The 20,523-nt window shown below is 67.2% G+C and carries 15 protein-coding genes; all 15 read right to left on the bottom strand.

From position 1 onward, the window contains the following. Window positions 1-72 precede the first annotated feature (72 nt). The 15 genes from F6B93_RS10330 to F6B93_RS10260 all read right to left on the bottom strand — a co-directional run bounded on the left by F6B93_RS10330 (window position 73) and on the right by F6B93_RS10260 (window position 20,393). Window positions 73-1,692, bottom strand: coding sequence for an FAD-dependent monooxygenase (locus F6B93_RS10330; RefSeq protein WP_211699013.1), 1,620 nt, complete (start codon window positions 1,690-1,692; stop codon window positions 73-75). Window positions 1,693-1,781: 89 nt separating this feature from the next. Further along, window positions 1,782-3,194, bottom strand: a complete 1,413-nt coding sequence (gene argH / locus F6B93_RS10325; RefSeq protein WP_211699012.1) for an argininosuccinate lyase — start codon at window positions 3,192-3,194, stop codon at window positions 1,782-1,784. Between the two features lie 3 nt (window positions 3,195-3,197). Continuing rightward, window positions 3,198-4,394 (bottom strand): argininosuccinate synthase, encoded by a 1,197-nt coding sequence (locus F6B93_RS10320; protein ID WP_211699011.1) that lies wholly within the window; start codon window positions 4,392-4,394, stop codon window positions 3,198-3,200. A gap of 11 nt (window positions 4,395-4,405) precedes the next feature. Beyond that, complete coding sequence (locus tag F6B93_RS10315; protein ID WP_211699010.1) at window positions 4,406-4,924, bottom strand: arginine repressor; 519 nt, start codon at window positions 4,922-4,924, stop codon at window positions 4,406-4,408. A gap of 49 nt (window positions 4,925-4,973) precedes the next feature. Beyond that, window positions 4,974-5,900: an ornithine carbamoyltransferase gene (argF, locus tag F6B93_RS10310; protein WP_211699009.1), complete on the bottom strand. Its 927-nt coding sequence runs from the start codon at window positions 5,898-5,900 to the stop codon at window positions 4,974-4,976. Continuing rightward, window positions 5,897-7,102: an acetylornithine transaminase gene (locus F6B93_RS10305; protein ID WP_211699008.1), complete on the bottom strand. Its 1,206-nt coding sequence runs from the start codon at window positions 7,100-7,102 to the stop codon at window positions 5,897-5,899. Before F6B93_RS10305 ends, argF begins: the two co-directional genes overlap by 4 nt. Further along, entirely contained in the window at window positions 7,099-7,980 is an 882-nt protein-coding gene (argB, locus tag F6B93_RS10300; protein ID WP_211699007.1) for an acetylglutamate kinase, read from the bottom strand. Before argB ends, F6B93_RS10305 begins: the two co-directional genes overlap by 4 nt. Window positions 7,981-8,029: 49 nt before the next feature. Beyond that, window positions 8,030-9,307, bottom strand: a complete 1,278-nt coding sequence (argJ, locus tag F6B93_RS10295; RefSeq protein ID WP_211699006.1) for a bifunctional glutamate N-acetyltransferase/amino-acid acetyltransferase ArgJ — start codon at window positions 9,305-9,307, stop codon at window positions 8,030-8,032. Continuing rightward, the gene (gene argC, locus F6B93_RS10290; protein WP_211699005.1) at window positions 9,304-10,347 is read right to left on the bottom strand and encodes an N-acetyl-gamma-glutamyl-phosphate reductase; all 1,044 of its coding nucleotides are present in this window, start codon (window positions 10,345-10,347) and stop codon (window positions 9,304-9,306) included. The genes argJ and argC overlap by 4 nt, the downstream gene beginning before the upstream one ends. Window positions 10,348-10,475: 128 nt before the next feature. Further along, entirely contained in the window at window positions 10,476-13,022 is a 2,547-nt protein-coding gene (locus F6B93_RS10285) for a PE family protein (RefSeq protein WP_211699004.1), read from the bottom strand. Window positions 13,023-13,221: 199 nt separating this feature from the next. Next, the gene (locus F6B93_RS10280; RefSeq protein ID WP_211699003.1) at window positions 13,222-14,697 is read right to left on the bottom strand and encodes a PE family protein; all 1,476 of its coding nucleotides are present in this window, start codon (window positions 14,695-14,697) and stop codon (window positions 13,222-13,224) included. A gap of 241 nt (window positions 14,698-14,938) precedes the next feature. Then, window positions 14,939-17,452 carry a phenylalanine--tRNA ligase subunit beta gene (gene pheT, locus F6B93_RS10275; RefSeq protein ID WP_211699002.1) on the bottom strand — a complete coding sequence of 838 codons (2,514 nt, stop codon included), beginning with the start codon at window positions 17,450-17,452 and terminating at the stop codon, window positions 14,939-14,941. Next, entirely contained in the window at window positions 17,452-18,501 is a 1,050-nt protein-coding gene (pheS, locus tag F6B93_RS10270) for a phenylalanine--tRNA ligase subunit alpha (RefSeq protein ID WP_211699001.1), read from the bottom strand. Before pheS ends, pheT begins: the two co-directional genes overlap by 1 nt. Window positions 18,502-18,701: 200 nt before the next feature. Further along, entirely contained in the window at window positions 18,702-19,508 is an 807-nt protein-coding gene (locus F6B93_RS10265) for a rhomboid-like protein (RefSeq protein ID WP_246541058.1), read from the bottom strand. A gap of 12 nt (window positions 19,509-19,520) precedes the next feature. Further along, window positions 19,521-20,393: an adenylate/guanylate cyclase domain-containing protein gene (locus F6B93_RS10260; protein WP_425518539.1), complete on the bottom strand. Its 873-nt coding sequence runs from the start codon at window positions 20,391-20,393 to the stop codon at window positions 19,521-19,523. Window positions 20,394-20,523: the final 130 nt, after the last annotated feature.

The following is a 20,523-nucleotide window of genomic DNA, read 5'->3' as shown; positions in this document are numbered from 1 at the left end:
GCTGGCCGGTGGCGGGCAATTCGGGAAGTGCTAGGCCGATTCTCCTCAGGTGGGCATCGGATTCAGAGCGTGCTAGCGGGCTAGCAGCGTGTTGAGAACGGCGGTCAAGGTGCCTCTGGGAGACGTCGTATCGGCACGCCAGGCGATGTGGCCGTCGGGTCGGACCAGCAGTGCCGTCGTCTTCGGCAGTGAGAGCATGTCCTCGAACGCCGAACGGTGCGTCGGGGACGGCACCGGAGCAGACCACGTGCGGGCAGTGACCGAAAGGCCTGCTTGTCGTGCGTTGATGGCCTCATCTCGCCAATGCTCGGCGGCCGCTGGACCGTGCAGCAGGGTGAAGCCAGGGCCGAGAAGGTCAAGAGTGGATTGGCGTCGATCGTCGCTGGTGAGCCCTTCGTCGCCGGTGAGCCATTCGTCGCCGGTGAGCCAGAGGTGTGGGAGACGTCGGCCAGGCTCAGCGGCGAGCAGCTGGCCATCGGGGTGAATCCGCGATAGACCGCGTGTTGCGGTGGGCATGATCGCTGCCGAGGCGTAGGTGGCGCTGAGCAGCAGTCGGTCATCAATGCGGTAGCGCCCGCGAGAGCGGGCATTGTCGGTGGCGATGTCGGCGGCGATCCCAATGACCTGTGCTGCAATGGGGCGACGTTCGTGCTCGTAGGTGTTCAACAGGGGTTCGCCAGCCTGGCCATGAAGCACCGCGGCCAGTTTCCAGGCGAGGTTGTCGACGTCGCCAATGCCCAGATTCATGCCATGACCCCCGGTGGGCGGAGTCAGATGGGCGGCGTCGCCGGCCACAAACACCGACTCGCGGCGGTAGGTGCTGGCCAGGCAGGCATCCATCCGCCACTCCATGGTGTCAACCACGGTGACATCGAGGTCCTCGATACCGACACCGGCGCGGATCAATGCTGCCCACTGCGCCTCGTCGAAACGGGCGGGGTTTTCGGTGTCCGGGTCGAAGGGGTACTGGTAGATCCAGCGGGTGTCGTTGTCGATGGCCATAAATCCCCCACGAGCAGGTGGAGTCAGAAAGTAAGACGCGCTGGCCCGATCGGCAACCACGGCGCCCAGTGGGGCACAAAAGCGCACACTTGCGTAGTGCCGCAGCCCCGTCCGGCCGGCCATGGTGATGTTGCACTGCTGCCGAATCGTGCTGGCTGCGCCGTCACAGCCGACGACGTACCGGGACTTGACCTGCCAACCGATCCGCTCTGCGCCGCCAGACACCACCACGGATAACACTCCGTCGTCGCATTGGCCCAACGACTTCAGACGGTGCCCGAACCAGATCATGTGGTCACCCGCCCGCTGGCGGGCCGCGACGACCAAGATTGCCTCGAGCGCATCCTGCGAACAGATCACCCCCGGCGACGGGGTGACCGCAGGTCGGTGCGCATCGGGGCCCTCGGCTGACCTGGTTCGCACGAAGTCAGGGTCGACCAGACTCGCCCCGCGATATAGCGCCACCTGCTCAGTGGGCAAGCCCGCTTCGCGGACCTGACCTTCGAGCCCAACGCTGCGCAGAATCTCCATTGACCGCGCCGAAATGCCCCGAGCCTTGGGATGAGTGGAAGTGTCCGGGCGGGCCTCAACCAACACGTGCTCAACACCCCACCGTGACAGCAGAATCGACAGCATCAGCCCCACTGGGCCGCCTCCGACGATCAGTACCTGGCAATTGTGTTGTCGCATAGCCTTCTTCCGGGACCCATGAGTCGGCGCCAACACCGAAGGCGAGGCACCCGTCCTGGAGCAATTTCACCGCTCCACTGCTGCTCCTCTCAGCCCATCAGGAGCTGGCGGAGCCCTTCGGTGCTCTTTGCGACCACATCCAATTGTCGGGCAACTTGACTCGGCGCGGTGCCACCCCGCGAATCGCGCGCCGAAACCGAGCCTTCGACGGTCAACACGTCGCGAACCCGCGGCGTGAGCTCGGTGCTGATGGCGGCCAACTCGTCGTCGGTCAGCTCTCCCAACCCGACGCCGCGCTCCTCGGCGGCGCGCACCGCGGCGCCGGCCGCCTCATGAGCGGACCGAAATGGAACACCGCGCCGCACCAGCCATTCAGCGATATCCGTGGCCAGACTGTAACCGGCTGGGGCCAGGGCGGCCATCCGATCGACATTGAATGTCAGACTCGCCACCAGCCCCGCCATTGCCGGCAGCAGCAGCTCCAATTGAGCCACGGAATCGAACACCGGCTCCTTGTCTTCCTGTAAGTCGCGGTTGTAGGCCAGGGGCTGGGCTTTCAGCGTCGCCAGCAACCCGGCGAGGTTTCCGATCAGCCGACCGGACTTGCCGCGGGCCAGCTCCGCGATGTCGGGGTTCTTCTTCTGCGGCATGATCGAACTACCGGTCGACCACGAGTCGTGCAACGTGACGTAGCCGAATTCCGTCGAGCTCCAAATGATGACGTCCTCTGCGAGCCGGGACAAGTCCACGGCGATCATGGCGAGGACGAAGGCCGCCTCGGCAGCGAAATCTCGTGCTGCCGTCGCATCGACAGAATTGTCCGCGGCAGCCGAGAATCCCAGATCCGCGGCGATCGCGTCGGGATCCAGGCCTAGGGACGAGCCAGCCAGCGCACCTGAACCATACGGGGACACCGCAGCGCGTTTGTCAAGGTCGACGATCCGGTCCACGTCGCGCAGCAAGGGGTGGGCGTGCGCGAGCAGATGGTGGGCCAGCAGGATCGGCTGGGCGGACTGCAGGTGGGTCTTGCCGGGCATGATGGCGTGCGGATGAGCTGCCGCCTGGGTGGCCAACGCACCGACGATTTCGAGCACGCCCGCAGCGACCCGACGCACCGCATCACGCAACCACATCCGGAACAGGGCGGCCACCTGGTCGTTGCGCGATCGCCCGGCTCGCAGGCGACCACCCAGCTCCGACCCCACCCGGTCGATGAGCCCGCGCTCCAGTGCGCCATGCACATCCTCGTCGGTGGCTAGTGGGCCGAAACTGCCGTCGGCGATGTCGGCCGCCAAGCGGTCCAGTCCCGCTATCAGCCCGTCGCGCTGGTCTTCGGTGAGCAGCCCGGCCCGGAAGAGGACCGCGGTATGCGCCCGCGACGCGACGATGTCGTAGGGAGCCAACACCCAGTCGAAGTGGGTGGACTTGCTCAGGGCGGCCAGCGCATCGGCGGGACCCTCGCCGAACCGCCCGCCCCACAGCGAACCCTCGTTGGTGTTCACCGGCTACCGTAGATCCCTGCGCGCCGCTAGTTTCGACGACATGCCGTGCACATAGACGAACCCGCGGGCCGCGGACTGGTCAAAACTGTCGCCCTCGTCGTAGGTGGCGAGGTTGAAGTCGTACAACGACTCGGCACTCCGACGGCCGTTGACCGCAATGCGGCCGCCGTGCAGCACCATTCGGACCTCACCGGATACGTACTGCTGAGTCTTGGCGACGAAACTCTCCAGGGCGGCCTTCAACGGCGAATACCACAGCCCGTCGTACACCAGCTCAGCCCAGCGCTGGTCGGTCTGACGTTTGAACCGACCCAGGTCACGCTCCAGGGTGACGTGTTCCAGTTCGGTATGGGCAGTGATCAGCACCATCGCCCCCGGCGCCTCGTAGATCTCGCGGCTCTTGATGCCCACCAGCCGGTCCTCGACAACGTCGAGACGTCCGACACCCTGCGCACCCGCGCGGCGATTGAGTTCCTCGATGGCGCCCAACATGGAAACCGAGTTTCCGTCGATCGACACCGGGACGCCTTGGTCGAAACCGACGATCACCTCATCGGGTGTGTTCCAGTTGACCGTGGGGTCCTCGGTGTAGGAGTAGACGTCTTTGGTGGGCGCATTCCACAGATGCTCGAGAAACCCAGTTTCCACCGCGCGGCCCCACACGTTCTGGTCGATGGAGAACGGCGAACGCTTGGTGACATCAATGGGGATGGCGTTCTCTTCTGCGAACACGATCGCCTTCTCGCGCGTCCAGGCGTAGTCACGGACCGGCGCCAGCACCTCGAGATCGGGCGCCAGCGACGCGAACCCGACTTCGAACCGGACCTGATCGTTTCCCTTGCCGGTGCACCCATGCGCAACGATGCCGCCGCCATGCTCGCGCGCCGCCGCGACCAGATGCTTGACAATCAGTGGCCGGCTGATCGCTGACACCAGCGGATAGCGGTCCATATACAGCGCGTTGTTCAAGATAGTCGGCAAACAGTAGCCTTCAGCGAACTCGTCGCGAGCATCAATGACGACAGCCTCCACCGCACCGCAGTCCAGTGCCCGCTGACGCACGACCTCCATATCCTCGCCACCCTGGCCGAGATCGATTGCCACCGCCACGACTTCGCGGCCGGTCTCCCTACCGATCCAGCTGATCGCCACCGAGGTGTCCAGACCGCCGGAGTACGCCAGAATGACGCGTTCGGACATGAACCAACTCCTTACTGAGTGTTCTCGAACATGCTGGCCAGTTCCGCGCCGGTTATCGGCTCGCGGGCAACCACGAGGATGGTGTCATCTCCGGCGATGGTGCCCACAACCTGGGGCAGGGCGGCGCGGTCGATCGCGCTCGCGAGATAGTGCGCTGCGCCCGGTGGCGTGCGCAACACAGCGAGGTTCCCACTCGCGTCGCTGGACACCAGCAGCTCATTGAGCAGGCGCGACATCCGGTCCGTACCACCGGAAACCCCGCGCACCGGGCTGCCATCCTCCGGCACAACGTAGACACCCGACCCGCCGTCAGCGCCACGCAGCTTCACGGCACCGATCTCCTCAAGGTCGCGCGACAGAGTGGCCTGGGTGACCTCGATGCCCTCCGTGGCCAGCAGCGCCGCAAGTTCGCTTTGGCTGCGCACCTCGGTCGACGACAGAATTGCCACGATGCGCGCCTGGCGACCCGCCCGGTTCGTGCTGACTTCGGGCCAGCTGACGGCTCGGGCCTTGGACGCTTCGCTGTTCATGAGCGCCGCTCCTCCCTAGCGCTACGCTCTGCGTGGTCGCCGGCGCGGGTCATCGAGACCGCTCCAGCAACCACACCAGCAGCGCTTTTTGCGCGTGCAGCCGGTTTTCGGCCTCGTCCCACACTGCGCTGGCCGGACCGTCCAGCACCTCGTCGGTGATCTCGTCTCCACGATGCGCGGGCAGGCAGTGCAGCACGATGGCTTCCGGATCGGCAAGACTCAGCAGTCGTTCGTTGACCTGAAACGGCCGGAATGGCTGGACCCGGTCCAGCCCGTCGTCTTCCTGCCCCATCGACGTCCACGTGTCGGTCACCAGCACGTCGGCGCCGGCAGCGGCCGCATCGGCGTCGGCGGTTACGGTCGCCGACGCGCCGGCGAGCGCCGCGCGCCGCTCGGCCGCGGCCAGGACCACCGGGTCCGGCCGGAAGCCGTGGGGAGCCGCGATGGTGACATGGACCCCAGCGGTCACCCCGCCCAGCATCAGGGAGTGGGCCATGTTGTTGGCACCGTCACCGAAGTAGGACAGCCGCACGCCGCGCAGCGCCCCCTTGCGTTCGGCGATCGTCTGCAGATCGGCCAACACCTGGCAGGGATGGAATTCGTCGGAAAGCGCGTTGACCACCGGCACTGTCGCGGCCGATGCCATGGCGTCCAACCGTGACTGGCCGAAGGTCCGCCAGACGATGGCGTCGACGTAGCGGGACAGCACGCGTGCGGTGTCCTGCAGAGTCTCGTCGCGGCCGAGCTGGGTGTTGCGGCCATCGACGACGACGGCATGTCCGCCAAGCTGCGCAATCCCGACCTCGAAGGAGAACCGGGTGCGCGTGGAGTTCTTGTCGAAAATGACCGCAACGCCCCGGGGACCCTCCAGGGGACGGCGGCACAGTGGGTCCCTTTTCACGCCGGCGGCCAGCTCGAGAACCTCGGCCTGTTCGGCCGCGGATAGGTCGTCGTCGCGCAGGAAGTGCCGGGTCATATGCGCCGCTCTCTTGCAGCGTCCAAGATGCGCGGCAGCGCGTCGACGAAGTCCTCGAGCTGAGGTTCGGCGATGATCAGCGGCGGCGCCAACCGGATCACGTCGGGCGCCGGTGCATTGATGAGATAGCCGGCGTCGCGGGCGGCCGCCTCGGCATCCTTGGCATGCGGCGCCGACAGGACGATGCCCACAAGCAGCCCGCGGCCACGCACCCGATCGATCAGTGGGTGACCAAGCGCCTCGATGCCGTGGCGCAGTGACTTGCCCAGGACCTCGGCACGCCGGACCAAGCCGTCGGCGGCCAGCACCCGCAACACCGCCAGCGCCGCCGCGGCGCAGACCGGGTTGCCGCCGAACGTGCTGCCATGCAAGCCGGGTTCCAGCAGCTCCGCCGCAGCTCCAACGGCAAGGACCGCGCCGATCGGCAGCCCGCCGCCGAGGCCCTTGGCGAGAGTGACCACGTCCGGAGTGATCCCGTCGTGCTGGTGGGCGAAGAAGGCGCCGGTGCGCCCCACTCCCGTCTGCACTTCGTCGAGCACCAGCAGGGCGCCGTGCTTCGCCGTGATCTCGCGGGCAGCCACCAGGTACCCCTCGGGCGGCACAACGACACCGCACTCCCCCATGATGGGCTCGAGGAACACCGCCGCGGTGTGGTCGTCAACGGCGGCGGCCAATGCGTCGGCGTCTCCATAGCGGACATGGGTGACATCGCCGGGCAGCGGCGCGAACGGGGCCTGTTTGGCCGGCTGACCCGTCAGTGCCAGCGAACCCATCGTTCGGCCGTGGAAGCCGTCATGCGCGGCAACCAACTTCGTGCGTCGGGTAAGGCGAGACAACTTGAATGCCAGCTCGTTGGCCTCAGTCCCCGAGTTGCAGAAGAACACTCGTGTGCGGGCCTCGGAGCCCAGCAAGGCGACCAGCTCCTCGGCCAGCTCGATACCCGGCTCGGTGGCATACAGATTGGAGGTATGGCCCAGCGTCGACATCTGCTGCGTGACGGCCTCGATGAGCGCCGGATGCCGATGGCCCAAGACGTTGACCGCGATCCCGCCCAGCAGGTCTAGGTAGCTCTTGCCGTCCACATCGGTGAGCACCGCACCATCTCCGCTGGCCAGCGCCACTGATGGGGTGCCGTAGTTGTTCATCATCGCGGTTTGCCAGCGCTGCCGCAGCGCGGCGGTATTGCCTTGTGGGTGCGTCATGCGGCTACCACCTTGGTCCCGGTCCCGTCGTTCGTGAACAGCTCGACCAATACGCAGTGTTTGACCCGCCCGTCGATGACATGCGCACTGGGTACGCCTCCCTCGACAGCCCGCAGACATGCTTCAACCTTGGGGATCATGCCCGACTCTAAGGTCGGTAGCAGTTGCGCCAGTGTGGCGGTATCGATTTCGCTGACCAGCGAGTCGCGCTCCGGCCAACGGGTGTACAAACCTTCGATATCGGTCAGCATCAAGAGCTTTTCGGCGCCCAGAGCTTCGGCGAGCGCCGCCGCCGCGGTATCGGCGTTGATGTTGTGCACGACGCCGTCGGCATCCGGGGCCAACGTAGACACCACCGGGATCCGTCCAGCCGCAATCAGATCGAGCAATGCCGCTGTGCTGACCCGATCGACGTCCCCCACCAGCCCGATGTCGGTCGCCACGCCGTCGACGGTGACGCTGCGCCGCACCGCGGTGAACAGCTGCGCATCCTCGCCTGTGACCCCAACGGCATAGGGCCCATGCGCATTGATCAAGTTGACCAACTCGCGGCCCACCTGACCGAACAACACCATGCGCGCCACATCGAGCACTTCCGGTGTGGTGACCCGGAATCCGCCCTTGAAGTCGCCCTCGATGCCCAGCCGTCGCAGCATCGCACTGATCTGGGGTCCGCCACCATGGACCACCACGGGATGGATGCCACAGTTGCGCAAGAACGCCATATCCGCCGCAAAGGCATGCCGCAGTTCGTTGTCGGTCATCGCGTTGCCGCCGTATTTGACGACGACGATCTCATCGTGCAGCTGCTTGAGCCAGGGCAGGGCTTCGGCTAGCACCTGCGCCTTGACCTGGGTCGGCACCGCGTCAACGCTCATACGCGCCGCTCCTCCTCATCGCTTCGCTCTGCATCGTCGCCGGCGCGGCTCATGAGCTGTAGGCCGAATTCTCTTCGACGTAGGCATGCGACAGATCGGTGGTCCGGATGGCCGCCTGGCCGTTGCCGACCCCGAGATCGACCGCAACGTCGATATCGGCGCCGGATAGATCCACCTCGCGCGCACCCGGAGCCCCAACTCCGGCAACACACACCGCAGAACCATTGAACGACACAGTGATTTGGTCGGGATCTAGGGTGATCGGCGCCATTCCGACGGCCGCTAGAACTCGACCCCAGTTGGGGTCAGACCCGAATATCGCGGTCTTGACGAGGCTGTCACGGGCGATCATCCGGGCGGCGATCAGCGCGTCGTCCTCGCTCGCGGCCCCGGCCACCGTCACGGTGACACGCTTGGTGACGCCCTCGGCGTCGGCTTGCAACTGGGCGCACATGTCGTCACAAACCCGCAGCACGGCGTCGTCGAGATCAGCTTGGGGCGGGGCGATCTCGCTGGCGCCCGAGGCCAGCAACAGCACGGTGTCATTCGTGGAGCAGCTGCCGTCGACGTCGAGTCGGTCGAAGGTGCGAGCGGTGGCCCGGCGCAGGGCGCGATCGAGGGCAGCCGGGTCGGCGGCGGCGTCGGTGGTCAGCACACAGAGCATGGTCGCCAGCGACGGCGCCAGCATCCCGGCACCTTTGGCCATCCCACCGATCGTCCACTTGTTCTGATGATGCAGCGCAACCTGTTTGGCCACGGTGTCGGTGGTCATGATGGCGTGGGCGGCGTCGTCGCCGCCCTGCAAGCCACCATGCAGCTCATGCACCACGTTGGTAACGCCGGCGAGCACCGTGTCCATCGGCAGCCGGTCGCCGATCAGACCGGTAGAGCAGACAGCAACCTCAATGGCCCCCGTCTCGGTTCCCCAGTCCGATAACGCGGCGGCGACCGCTTCGGCAGTCGCGTGAGTGTCGCCAAATCCCGCCGGTCCGGTGCAGGCGTTGGCACCGCCCGAGTTGAGAATCACCGCGCGCAGCTGCCCGGTGGTCAGCACTTGTTGCGTCCACAGCACAGGCGCGGCCTTGACCTTGTTGCGGGTAAGGACTCCGGCGGCCGCATAGTCGGGGCCCTCGTTGAAAACCAGGGCGAGGTCGCAAGCCCCCGATGCCTTGATCCCCGCGGCGATGCCGGCGGCCCGGAATCCAGCCGCGGCAGTAACTCCCTGAGTGCGCAGCAGCCGCCCTGCCGCGACGCTGTGGTCCCCGGCGGGGCTCACCTGCGCCACCCTCCCCCGCAAGCCGGCGCGAACATCCTCAGCTCGGGTCATGGCGCCACCCCGACCACCGAAAGCCCTTCGGTCTCCGGCCAGCCCAGCGCCAGGTTCATCGACTGCACGGCGGCCCCGGCGGTGCCCTTGACGAGGTTGTCGATCGCGGCGATGGCCACGCAAGTCTCGGCGTCCTCGTCCACGGCGACGGCGATGTGCGCCGCGTTACTCCCAATCACCGCGCCGGTGCGGGGCAGCTGCCCCTCCGGCATCAGGTACATGAACGGCTCGCAACCATATGCCTTTTCGTAGGCCGCCCGTAGCTGCGATAGGGGCGCGTGGGTACGCGCGGTGCACGTGGCCAGGATGCCGCGCGAGCTCGGGATGAGGACCGGGGTGAAGGACACGGTGACCGAACGGTCGGTGACGGCCCGTAGGCCCTGCGCGATCTCCGGGGTGTGCCGGTGGACACCAGCGATGTTGTACGCCCGGGCCGACCCCATCACCTCGGAGCCGAGCAAGTCGGCCTTGGCCGTCCGACCGGCCCCAGAAGCGCCGCTGACCGCCACCACAGTGACCGCCGGCTCGATGAGGTCCTCGGCCATCGCGGGCAGCAGCGCCAGCAGCGCCGCAGTCGGATAGCAGCCGGGAACCGCGATGCGGTGTGCGCCGCGCAGCCGCTCCCGCGCACCCGGCAACTCCGGCAGCCCGTACGGCCAGCTCCCGGCATGCGGCGATCCGTAGAACCGCTCCCAGGCCGCGGCGTCGGTAAGCCGAAAGTCGGCGCCGCAGTCGATGATGACCGTGTCCGGGCCGAGCTGATCGGCCAGTCCGGCCGAATACCCGTGCGGCAGACCAAGGAAGACGACGTCGTGACCGTTCAGCACGGCGGGCTCAGTGGGTTCGAGGATCCGCGGAGCCAGCGGCAGCAGATGGGGATGTTGCTCGCCCAACGTGCTGCCTGCACTGGTCGCCGCGGTCAGCGCGCCGATCGTCAGCCGGCCGTCGGCATAGGCCGGGTGCCCGAGAAGCAGGCGAAGGATCTCGCCACCGGCGTAACCGCTGGCGCCCGCAACCGCCACCGTGATCTGCTTGGCCATTCCGCAAACTTTGCATGGTTATGCACGTTTTTGCAAATAGATTCTCTAAGGTGCCGGCGAGCTGGCACAACACGGCGCCGGGCCACCGTCGGGCCAACGGCGGCCTAGCCCCGCGATCAGGACAGCGACTAGGCGATTGCCGCCGCGAGTTGTGCCGGCGCGAAATTGACTAGCGCGGGAATGATGCCACCGCCCGGCGTCCCTTCGAGCGTGATGGACACTGGCCCTATGCCCGGGGCATCTACGTTGGCCACCAACGGCCGGAGGGGCGAAAGAATGCCTCCCACGGGAATATCCAGAGCCACCGGAACCCCCGCCGTCTGAGACAGCGGCAACGCCAGCGGCAATGTCGCCTCGCCGTTGAGGAAGCCGTTGGCGATGTTGGCGGGAGCGCCGATCAGTGCGGTCGCTGCCGCCTCGAGGTTGCCTGCCTGCAAGGCAGTCACAATCGCCGTCGCGCTATCGGCAGTCGCCAGCGCCGTCGTAATCGGCGAACCCACAGCGTTGAGGGTTATCGCCAGCGGCAATCCGACGGTCGCCACCCCATCCAACGTCGTGGTATCGAGCGTGAAGGAGATGCTGGTGTCCAGAACCGTCCTGACCAGGTTGGTGAAGTTCTGCGAAATGTCTCCGGGGATCGTCCCGATGGGTAGCAGATCTCCCACGGTGCCGAGCAGCATGATGTTCGACAGGTCACTGGCGTCAATACCGCTGACGAAGAGACCTACCAACGCAGACAACACGTCACCCGACAACAGGCTCGGCGGTATACCGGCCAGCCCGATCGTGAAGTCCCGAGTGGCACTCAACAACGCATCGAAGGTCAGCGACCCGTAGCCGAACTGGTTGGCAACGAACTGCCCCAGGAAGGGCGACGGGTTGGCCAGCCAGGTATCGCCGATGTCCTGCAGGTTGGTGACCGTGTTGGTGATGAGATTCTCGTACGGCCCCAGCACCGTTTCGGTGCTCGCGGCAGAGGGAGCGACCGCGGCCGCGCCGAGTGCGCCGCCGGTCCCGAACAGCCCGTTGGTGCCGGGGTTGCCCGGACCCCCGGGTGAGCCTGCGCCGGGTTCTCCACCGGCCCCACCTGCGCCAGCGGCCCCGCCGGTACCGAATAACGTGGCGTTGCCACCATTGCCGCCGTTAGCCCCGTCCCCACCTGAAGCGCCTATGCTCCCGCGGGGCCCGCCCGCTCCGCCGTCCCCGCCGTCCCCTCCATTTCCGAAGACAACCCCAGCGTTGCCGCCGTTACCAGCGGTCCCGCCCGCACCGCCTTTGCCGAGGTCACCACCGGTCCCACCGGCCCCTCCGGTCCCACCGGCCCCACCGTCGCCGAAGAGCAGCCCAGCACTGCCGCCGTTACCAGCGGCGCCGCCAACACCGCCTGTGCCGGTGGGACCATCGCCACCGGTCCCGCCGGCGCCGGCGTTACCGCCGGCGCCACCGTTGCCGAACAGGCTGGCGGTGCCGCCAGCCCCGCCGTTGCCGCCATTACCGCCAGCAATGAGAGGAAAAGTGGTGGACCCACCGTCCCCACCGTCCCCGCCGGAGCCACCGTTACCTCCGAATAGCCCAGCGCTACCGCCCGCACCGCCGAAACCGCCCGCCAGGCCAACTTCAAATCCGGCGACTGGCACCTCGGCGCCGGCGCCGCCAGCCCCGCCGGCCCCGCCGTCGCCGTAGATCCCGGCACTGCCGCCTTTGCCGCCGGCCGCGCTGGCAGCGCCGCCGGCCGCGCCGCCGTCGCCGCCGTTGCCGATCATGGCGCTCCCACCGGCACCGCCGGCACCCGCGAGGCTTGAGCCGCCGTCGCCGCCGTTCCCGAAGAAGGCATTACCGCCGTTGCCGCCGGCGGCCGTGTCGCTGGACCCACCGTTGCCGCCGTCACCGAACACCCCGCCACTCGCGCCGGCCAGCCCGGACCCAACGCCCGCGTCGCCACCGTTGCCGACGAACAACCCGGCCCGACCCGCGGTGCCGCCAGACGGCCCGCTTCCGCCGTTCCCGCCGTTGCCGAACAGCACAGAGCTGCCGCCGGCACCACCGGCGCCGGTGCCCCCCACACCGACCCCGCCGCTGCCACCGTTTCCGCCGCTGCCATACAACAGTCCCCCGGCGCCGCCGATGCCACCGGCTCCGCCAACACCGCCACCGCCACCGCCGCCGCCGCCGTTTCCGCCGTTGCCGATCAGCCCGGCCGAGCCGCCTGACCCGCCGGCGACCCCGTCCGCGGTCTGCGTGAAACCGTTACCACCGTTGCCGAACAATATTCCGCCATCTCCGCCGTTCGGTGACGCGGCGGTACCGTCGGCACCGTTGCCGATCAAGGGGCGCCCCAGTAGCGACTGGGCCGGTGCATTCACGGCACCGAGTAGCTGCCCGAGCGGCGATGCGCTGCTGGCTTCGGCGCTGGCGTACGCAGCCGCGCCTCCCTCGATCAAACTCACGAATTCGGCATGAAATGCCGCCGCTCGGACGTTGAGCGCTTGGAATTCCTGGCCGTAAGCGCCGAACAACTGCGCGACAGCCGCCGACACCTCGTCAGCGGCTGCCGCCGCCAGCCCGGTCGTGGGGGCCGATGCGGCGGCCGCCGCTTCCGACAACGCTGACCGAATCCCGCTCAGATTTGCGGCCGCCGCCGTCACCACTTCCGGTTGCACAACCAAGAACGACATCATTGTCTCCCCTCGAGTCACCCGTGCCTGCAGGACGTGAGAAACGCCAGGCGATAGTAAGCGTATTTGTGTCCTAGGTCACTCGCGGGAAAACGAGTGTTTTCCCCGCCGTAACGTCGACGGCGCTGTGAGAGAGCTGTGAGAGACGAGCCGATTGCGCAGGCGTCCCCTGCTGGTTGACGACCGAGGCAGGCTGCGACTAGGTCGTCAAACCGACTGAGTTCAGGAAGAGGGGGACAAGGCCACCGAATCCGGTACCTTGCAGCTCAATTTCTGAACCTATGATGGCCCCTGCGCCATCGCCAAATGTCGGCCAGGAAATCGTCAGCGGCTCAAGAGGAGCGAAAACGCCGCCAAAGGGAATATGCACTTGAGGCGTGGCTGGTAGGCCCAGAGCTGATGTGAGCAAGGGGCCGGGCAGCGCGACGGTCGTCTGACCAAACAGAACGGCCTCGCCATAGTTGAGGGGGGCGCTCACCAGCGCGTTGGCGGCCCCGAGCACGTTCCCGCTGGTCAGTTCGGTGAAGACGGTGTCGGCGCTATTGAGAAGCGAGGCCCCGCCAGTGACGTACGGACCTGCCTGAGCGGCCATCAACGGGATCGAGGGAGGCAGGTTGAGCGTTCCCTCGGTGATTTGGATTGCCGGCCCCTCGGGAGTCATCACGGCGGTCCCACTCAGCGACGCCCCGACAGCACCTAGCGGAGACGTTCCATTCGCGCCGACAAAAATCTCGCCAGTGAGAGGGACGTTCGCGGTCCCGCTCGCCGACAACAACGCCACAGGACCAAACGGAGTGGTGAGGGTCGCCGCTACATTCCCGGCTGCACTGAAGGAACCGTCGCCAAAGGTCGGGTCAGTGAAGCTCGCCGACAATTGCAAAGGACCTAGTGGAAGACTAAAACTTTGGGCGGCCGGGACGGCCTCAGCTGCCGCGGCGGCGCCGGCCTGACCGGCTCCATACACACTGCCGGTCGTGGCAGGTGCGTGGCTGGCTGCCGGTTGCGCAAGCGCAGGCGCCGCGAGCGCGGGACCGAGCGCCTCGGGCGCGGGATTGAGGGCAGCGGGTGCGGGGTTGATGGCAGCGGGTGCGGCGACGGCCTCCGCGGCGGCGGGCACGCCGTCGACGGCGCGAGCCGACAGGAGCGGCGCGACACCACCCTCGGCACCGAGCGCGCCCCGGGCTGCCGCCCCGGCAACAGAGGCAGCGGTCAAGGGCGTGCCAGCGACGGGCGCGGCGGCGGCCGCGCTGCCGGCTGCTACGGGGCCACCGGCTACCGGGCTGGCCGCTGCGCCGGCGGGTTCGACGGCCGCGCTGGCAGCCCCACCGATCAACGGGCTGCCCAGCAGCGCTTGGGCGGGCGCATTCACCGCGTTCACCACAGCTTGCTCAGCATTGGCGAGCTCGGTGCTCAGATACGCGGCCACGCTGCCGTTCATCAGCCTGATGATCTCGTCGTGAAACGCGCCCATTTGGGCGCTGAGGCCTTGATACTCCTGGGCGTGCGCGCCGAATACTTCTGCGACGATCATGGACACCCCGTCGGCGGCCGGGGCTAATCCCCCCGTCGTGAGCGCGGCCGCGGCCGCGTTGGCTTCACCGAGTAAAGAGCGAATGCCTGCCAAGTCCCCTGCCGCCGCGGTCACCAGATCCGGTGACATCCTTACGAACGACACGGTCGATCTCCCCTCGACTTAGCGCGACGGCCATGGAGTGGTCATCGGGGCAAATTGAGCCTAATCTCGCACGCCCTTCGAGCGCAGCAAAACCAGGGTTTTACCACGTTACATTGTGACATCACCTTAGCCCCATCGTCTACGCAAGTTATGGAGCCCGCGCGGGAGCCGCATCGTGGGCAAGCAAGCCGGTCACCGCGCGCCGCTCTGCCGGTACCCAGCGTGATCGGAAAACGTGGGCTCAGCTGCGCAGCACGGCACCGACCCGCTCAGCAGCACATCGCACCGCCGCGTCGCGAGCCGCACTGGCGTCGTCTTCGGTCAGCGTCCGGTCCGGCGCGCGGAATCGCAGCGCGAAGGTCAGTGACTTGCGTTCCGCGCCAATCTGCTGGCCGGTGAAAACGTCGAACAACTGAACGTCCTCCAGCAACTCACCGGCTCCCTCGCGAACGGCGTCGGCCACCGTCGCAGCGGACACGTTCGCGGCCACCACCAGGCTGAGGTCCTGGAACACCGCGGGAAACGGAGACACGCGCGGAGCCGGCAACGCATCGACGATGGGAATCTCATCGAGATTCAGCTCCAGGGCGCAGGTGCCCTTCGGCAAGCCGGTGCGCTCGACCACCGCCGGGTGCAGCTGCCCCGCGTGACCCACGATCGCCTCTCCGACCAGCACTTCCGCACACCGGCCCGGGTGCCACGGAAGGTACTGGGCGGTGCGCAGGTTCACGTCGACGCCGCTGGCACGCGCGATGATTCGCACGGCCTCGAAAGCGTCGGCCGCCTCGACCACGCGACCCGGCCCCCATGGTCCGCGGGGTTCGCGCAACCCGGCCAACACCGCTGCGACGTACTGCGGTTGCCGCGGCAAGGATGCATCCAGCAACGCGAACTCATCATCGGTCGGTCGGCGATCGACGGGGATGAGTTCGACACCGCGAGTCCGCTCGGTCGGCTGGACCACTTGCGCGATCGCATACAAGGCAATGTCGGCGATACCGCGGGACACGTTGCGGACCAACGCTTCCAGCAATGCCGGCAGCATCGTCGTGGCTAGCTCCGGACGGTCGGCCTCCAACGGGTTGAGCACGTGTGTCGTCGTGCGTCGCCGGTCCTCGGGCGGCAGTCCCCAAAGGTCGAACACCCCCGCGGGCAAGAACGGCGTAGGCAGGATCTCCACGTAGCCGGACAGTGCCAGCGACTTGCTGATCGCACGACGCCGCTTCTGCGTGGCGCTGAGTCCCCGCCCCGCGGGTGCCGATGGCAGCACCGACGGAATTACCCCAAGGCCCTCGAGTCGCAGCACCTCCTCGACGAGGTCGGCGGGCGCCAAGAGATCGGGCCGCCAACTCGGCGGGGTCACCGCCAACGCCGTCAACGCCTCGGCGGGATCGGCCAGGTGGACCACGTGGGCGCCGATTTGGGCCAGGCGCCGGGCGGTCGTGCCCGGGGCATATGTCACCCCGGCGACACGGTCTGGCAGGTCGGCGGCGATCTCGACCGCCGGCGGTGACCAGTCATCTCGCGGCGGGTCGCCCCGCCAATCGGTCAGGGTCGGCGAAACTTTACCTCCGGCGATCTCGGCCAGAAGCGCCGCACATCGGTCGAGAGCGGCAACCGAAATGGCCGGGTCCACCGCACGCTCATAGCGACGGGCGGCCTCGCTGGGTAGGTGCAACCGCCGCTGGGTGCGCGATATCGCCGCCGGGTCCCACACCGCGGCCTCAAGGAGGACATCGACAGAATCGGCGTGCACTTCGGTGCTGGCGGCACCCATCACGCCACCGATCGCGGTGATCGCAACGTCATCGACAATGAGGACGTCGACCGCATCGAGGCGACGCTCGACGTCGTCGAGGGTGACGACCTTCTCACCAGGCCGGGCAAATCGCACTCCGAAGCCCCCAGAGATCCGGTCGCGGTCGTGGGCATGCATCGGATGGCCCAGTTCGAGCATGACGTAGTTGGTCGCATCCACGGCCGGTGATGTCGTGCGGATTCCGGAGAGCAGCAGCCGACGCTGCAGCCACCAGGGCGAGACCGCAGCCGGGTCAATCCCGGCGACCGGGCGCAGCGCGAACCGCCGGACCCCGGTTTCTGGGTGCACCGTCACCGGCCAGGCCGGTCCCTCGACCGGCAGTGGCGGCACCCGCGACTGGCCGGCAGGGTCGACGAAGTCCAGATCGTAGGCGCACGCGATTTCGCGGGCCAGACCGCGCACCGACATGCAGTAGCCCCGGTCGGGGGTGATGGCCAGGTGAAAGACCACGTCGTCGAGGCCGAGTACACCGGCGCCGCCGGCCCCAGGATCGGCGGTCGCGGGCGGCAGCACCAGGATCCCGGAATGGTCTGCGCCCAATCCGAGTTCCGCTGCTGAGCAGATCATCCCGTCGGAGTTGCGGCCATAGGTCTTGCGGGCCGTGATAGCGAACCCACCGGGCAGCGTGGTCCCGGGAAGCGCCACGAGAACCAGATCGTCGACCACGAAATTTGTCGCACCACAGATGATCTCGCGCTGCTCACCGTCACCGATGTCGACCGTGCAGGCCCGGATTGGCTTCTTGAAGCCCGTGAGCTCTTCGATGCCGGCCACCCGCGCGACGGTCAGCGGCCCGTCCACCGGGCCGAGCGTGATGACCTCCTCGACCTCGTGGCCGATCCCGACCAGCGTTTGCGCGAGATGGTCCGGGGCAACGTCCCAGTCTGGGGCGCCAACACAGACGACCTCGCGCAGCCAGCTGTAGGGAACACGCATCAGGCCCCCACCCCGAATGGCAGTGAGAACCGCACGTCGCCCTCGACCATGTCACGCATATCAGGAATACCGTTGCGGAACTGCAAGGTTCTCTCAAGGCCCATTCCGAATGCGAAGCCAGAATAGACCCCTGGGTCAATTCCCGCGGCTCGCAACACATTTGGGTGCACCATCCCGCAGCCGCCCCACTCGACCCAGTCGGCGCCGCCCTTCTTATTGGCAAACCAGACATCGAACTCGGCGGACGGTTCCGTGAATGGGAAGAAGTGCGGCCGGATCCTGGTGCGCGCGGAAGGCCCGAACTCGGCGCGCGCGAACGCGTCGAGCGTTCCGCGCAGGTGTGCCATGGTCAACCCGCGGTCCACCGCCAGGCCCTCGACCTGATGGAACACCGGCGTGTGGGTGGCATCGAGCTCGTCGGTCCGGAACGTGCGGCCGATGGAGATGATGTAGACCGGCAGGTCCCGTGCCAGCAGGGTGCGCACCTGCACCGGCGAGGTGTGGGTGCGCAGCAATTGCCGCGAACCCTCCGGCGCGATGTAGAAGGTGTCTTGTTCGCTGCGCGCGGGGTGGTCGGCTGGGAAGTTGAGCGCATCGAAGTTGAACTGCTCCGTTTCGACCTCTGGACCCTCAGCCAGTTCCCACCCCATGGCGATGAAGGTATCGGCGACGCGCTCGGCCAATATCGTGATCGGGTGCCGGGCTCCGGTCGGCTGCCGAGTCGACGGCAGCGTCACATCGATACGTTCAGCGACCAGTACGGCCGCGTCGCGTTCTGCCCGCAACGCTGACAGGCGCTGTTCGTAGCTGCGTTGGGCGTCTGCCCGAGCGGTGTTCACCCGCCTGCCGGCGTCGGCGCGGTCCTTCTTGGGGAGTGTGGCAAGGGCCTGTCGTGCCAGCGCCAACGGCGACCGATCCCCAAGGTGCTCGGTCTTGACGCGCGCCAATGCGTCCAGATCGGCCGCCAGTGCTATGGCGTTCTGGGCGGCGCTGACCGCATCGGCCAATCCCTGCGCCGACAACATCGACTCGACGGGTTGATCACCCACGCGGCGGCACTCTCCTTGCTCACGAGGCTGGTAGGGCTACCCGCATCGTCGCCGGGCGGGACTCGACTTGCCGATCATAGGTGATCCGATCTGCGCCGCTGTGCACGCTTCGTGGCACGTGTCTGGGCGCGGGACAAACCTATTCGGACCCCATTCGGCCCCCATTCGGCTCCTGCTCGCCAGCTTGGTCGGTAGAACGATCAGAGGCCCGGCACTGTCCGATGGACACTGAGCGGCCTCCCCGGGGACCGCAAGCTGCGCGGCCTCCCCCGCACCGCCAATATCTGGCCTGCCATTGCACCCATGGCACCGACAACGACCCCACTCGCCAGCGTCCACCCGGTATGCGCCATCAGCACGAAGCCGAAACCGGACGACGCCACGAGCAACATGTAGCGCATCGGTGTCCAACGGATCGGCCGGGCGAATCGCACCGCTAAAGCCATGCCCAGTGACAACGACACCGCGTGGCCAGCGTCGGTGAAATCCCCACCAACGACCGCTGTCGTCAAGGCCAGCGCCAGCCACCACCCGATCCACGCCGGCCGTGCGCGCCGCGGAATGGCGGCAGTCAACGCTCCCAGGGCGGCAAGGGCGCCGTAGCTCATTCCGACGTCGCTGGCCCGGGTGATAGACCCGGACAACCAGCCAAACTGAACGGCCGCCAAAAGAACAGCCGCCACCAGCAGTGTCGCGCCGATATGGCCGACTATGAACGCCACGGTTAGCCGAAGGCTGCGTAACTGCAGTTCGGCGAGTGTCAGCAGACACGCCAGGCCAGGCAACCAGAACAGCAGCGGGCCCTTGTCGATGACAAATGCACTGTTCCATAGCGTTGCCAAATGCCCATGCGTCAGGTTGTGCAGATTCGTGCTGGCATTGTGAACCACCCGCTCATGCGCCTCCGGGCCAAGCAACAAGATCGCGACGCTGACTGAGACAAGAACTGCCAGATACCCCACGGTGAACCGAATCCGGGCGAGGCCATACAGCAGTCGGTACATCATCGGCGCCTGCTATCACTGCACGTCTGCGTCGGAATTCTCATCTGAGGGTGAAGACTCCCTCCGCGTCTTGAGGCGATAAATCGCCAGGTCCGGGGGAATGCCAGTCAGTCTGCTGGCAAACACGGGTCTGCGCACGCGCTTGGCCGCCACGCCCAACACGTCCAACTCACTTTGCGGTATTAGGTCCAGGGTCGGGCTCGACACCATGATGCCACCTTTCGTGGCGCGCTCCATTACCCGAGCGGCGATGTTGACATCGACGCCGAGCCAGTCGGCGGCGAGCCGCTGCGGTCGACCGGTGTGGATGCCGACCCGCATTCGTGGCTTATAGCCTTCCACCTCAATTGATTTCAGGGCATCGCGGGCGGCCAGCACGGCCCTGACGGCAACGATCGGATCGCCGAATACCGCCATGATCCCATCGCCCATCCGCTTGACGATGTGTCCGCCCGCGTCCAGCAGCGGCGACTCAACGGCCCGCGCCACTTGTCGCAGCAATGTGAGGGCCGCATCGTCGCCAGCCCGCAACGCCCATGTCGAAAAACCGACCAGGTCGGTGAATACCAGCGTCACTTCCGGGTTAGCCGGCCGGCGGGAAACGGCCTCGGCGAACGCCTGCCACACCTGCAGGACACTCAGGCTGAGCTCGCGCGACACAGCGTCGCGATCCCCCAGGAGCCGGTCGGCGGCCCGTGCCGCGACAAGCGGACCGCCGTCACCGGCGGTGGACAGTGGATCTCCGAATTCAGGATCGCCAGGCAACAGCCGTCGTGCGCGGCGGACAAACGACACAAGAGCCGAGCTGTGGTTGGTGGCGTGCAGCCACCGTAGCGCAGAACGCGGCGGGGGCGGCGGCACCAGGGCGGTCGGCGCTTCTTCGGGCACGCCGGACCCCACATCGCCAGCCCCGACCTCCACCCGGCCAGGGTAGGCGGAGCTGACCGAGCCCGGCAACGACGATCACGCCACATCTGTCCCAGATCCCAACAACACGCTGGTCACAGTATTGGCTGGT

The sequence above is a fragment of the Mycobacterium spongiae genome, assembly GCF_018278905.1.
In the GTDB taxonomy this organism is placed as follows: Bacteria; Actinomycetota; Actinomycetes; order Mycobacteriales; family Mycobacteriaceae; genus Mycobacterium; species Mycobacterium spongiae.
Note: the sequence above shows the minus strand (reverse complement) of the source record. Positions and strands in the feature narration are given on the sequence as shown.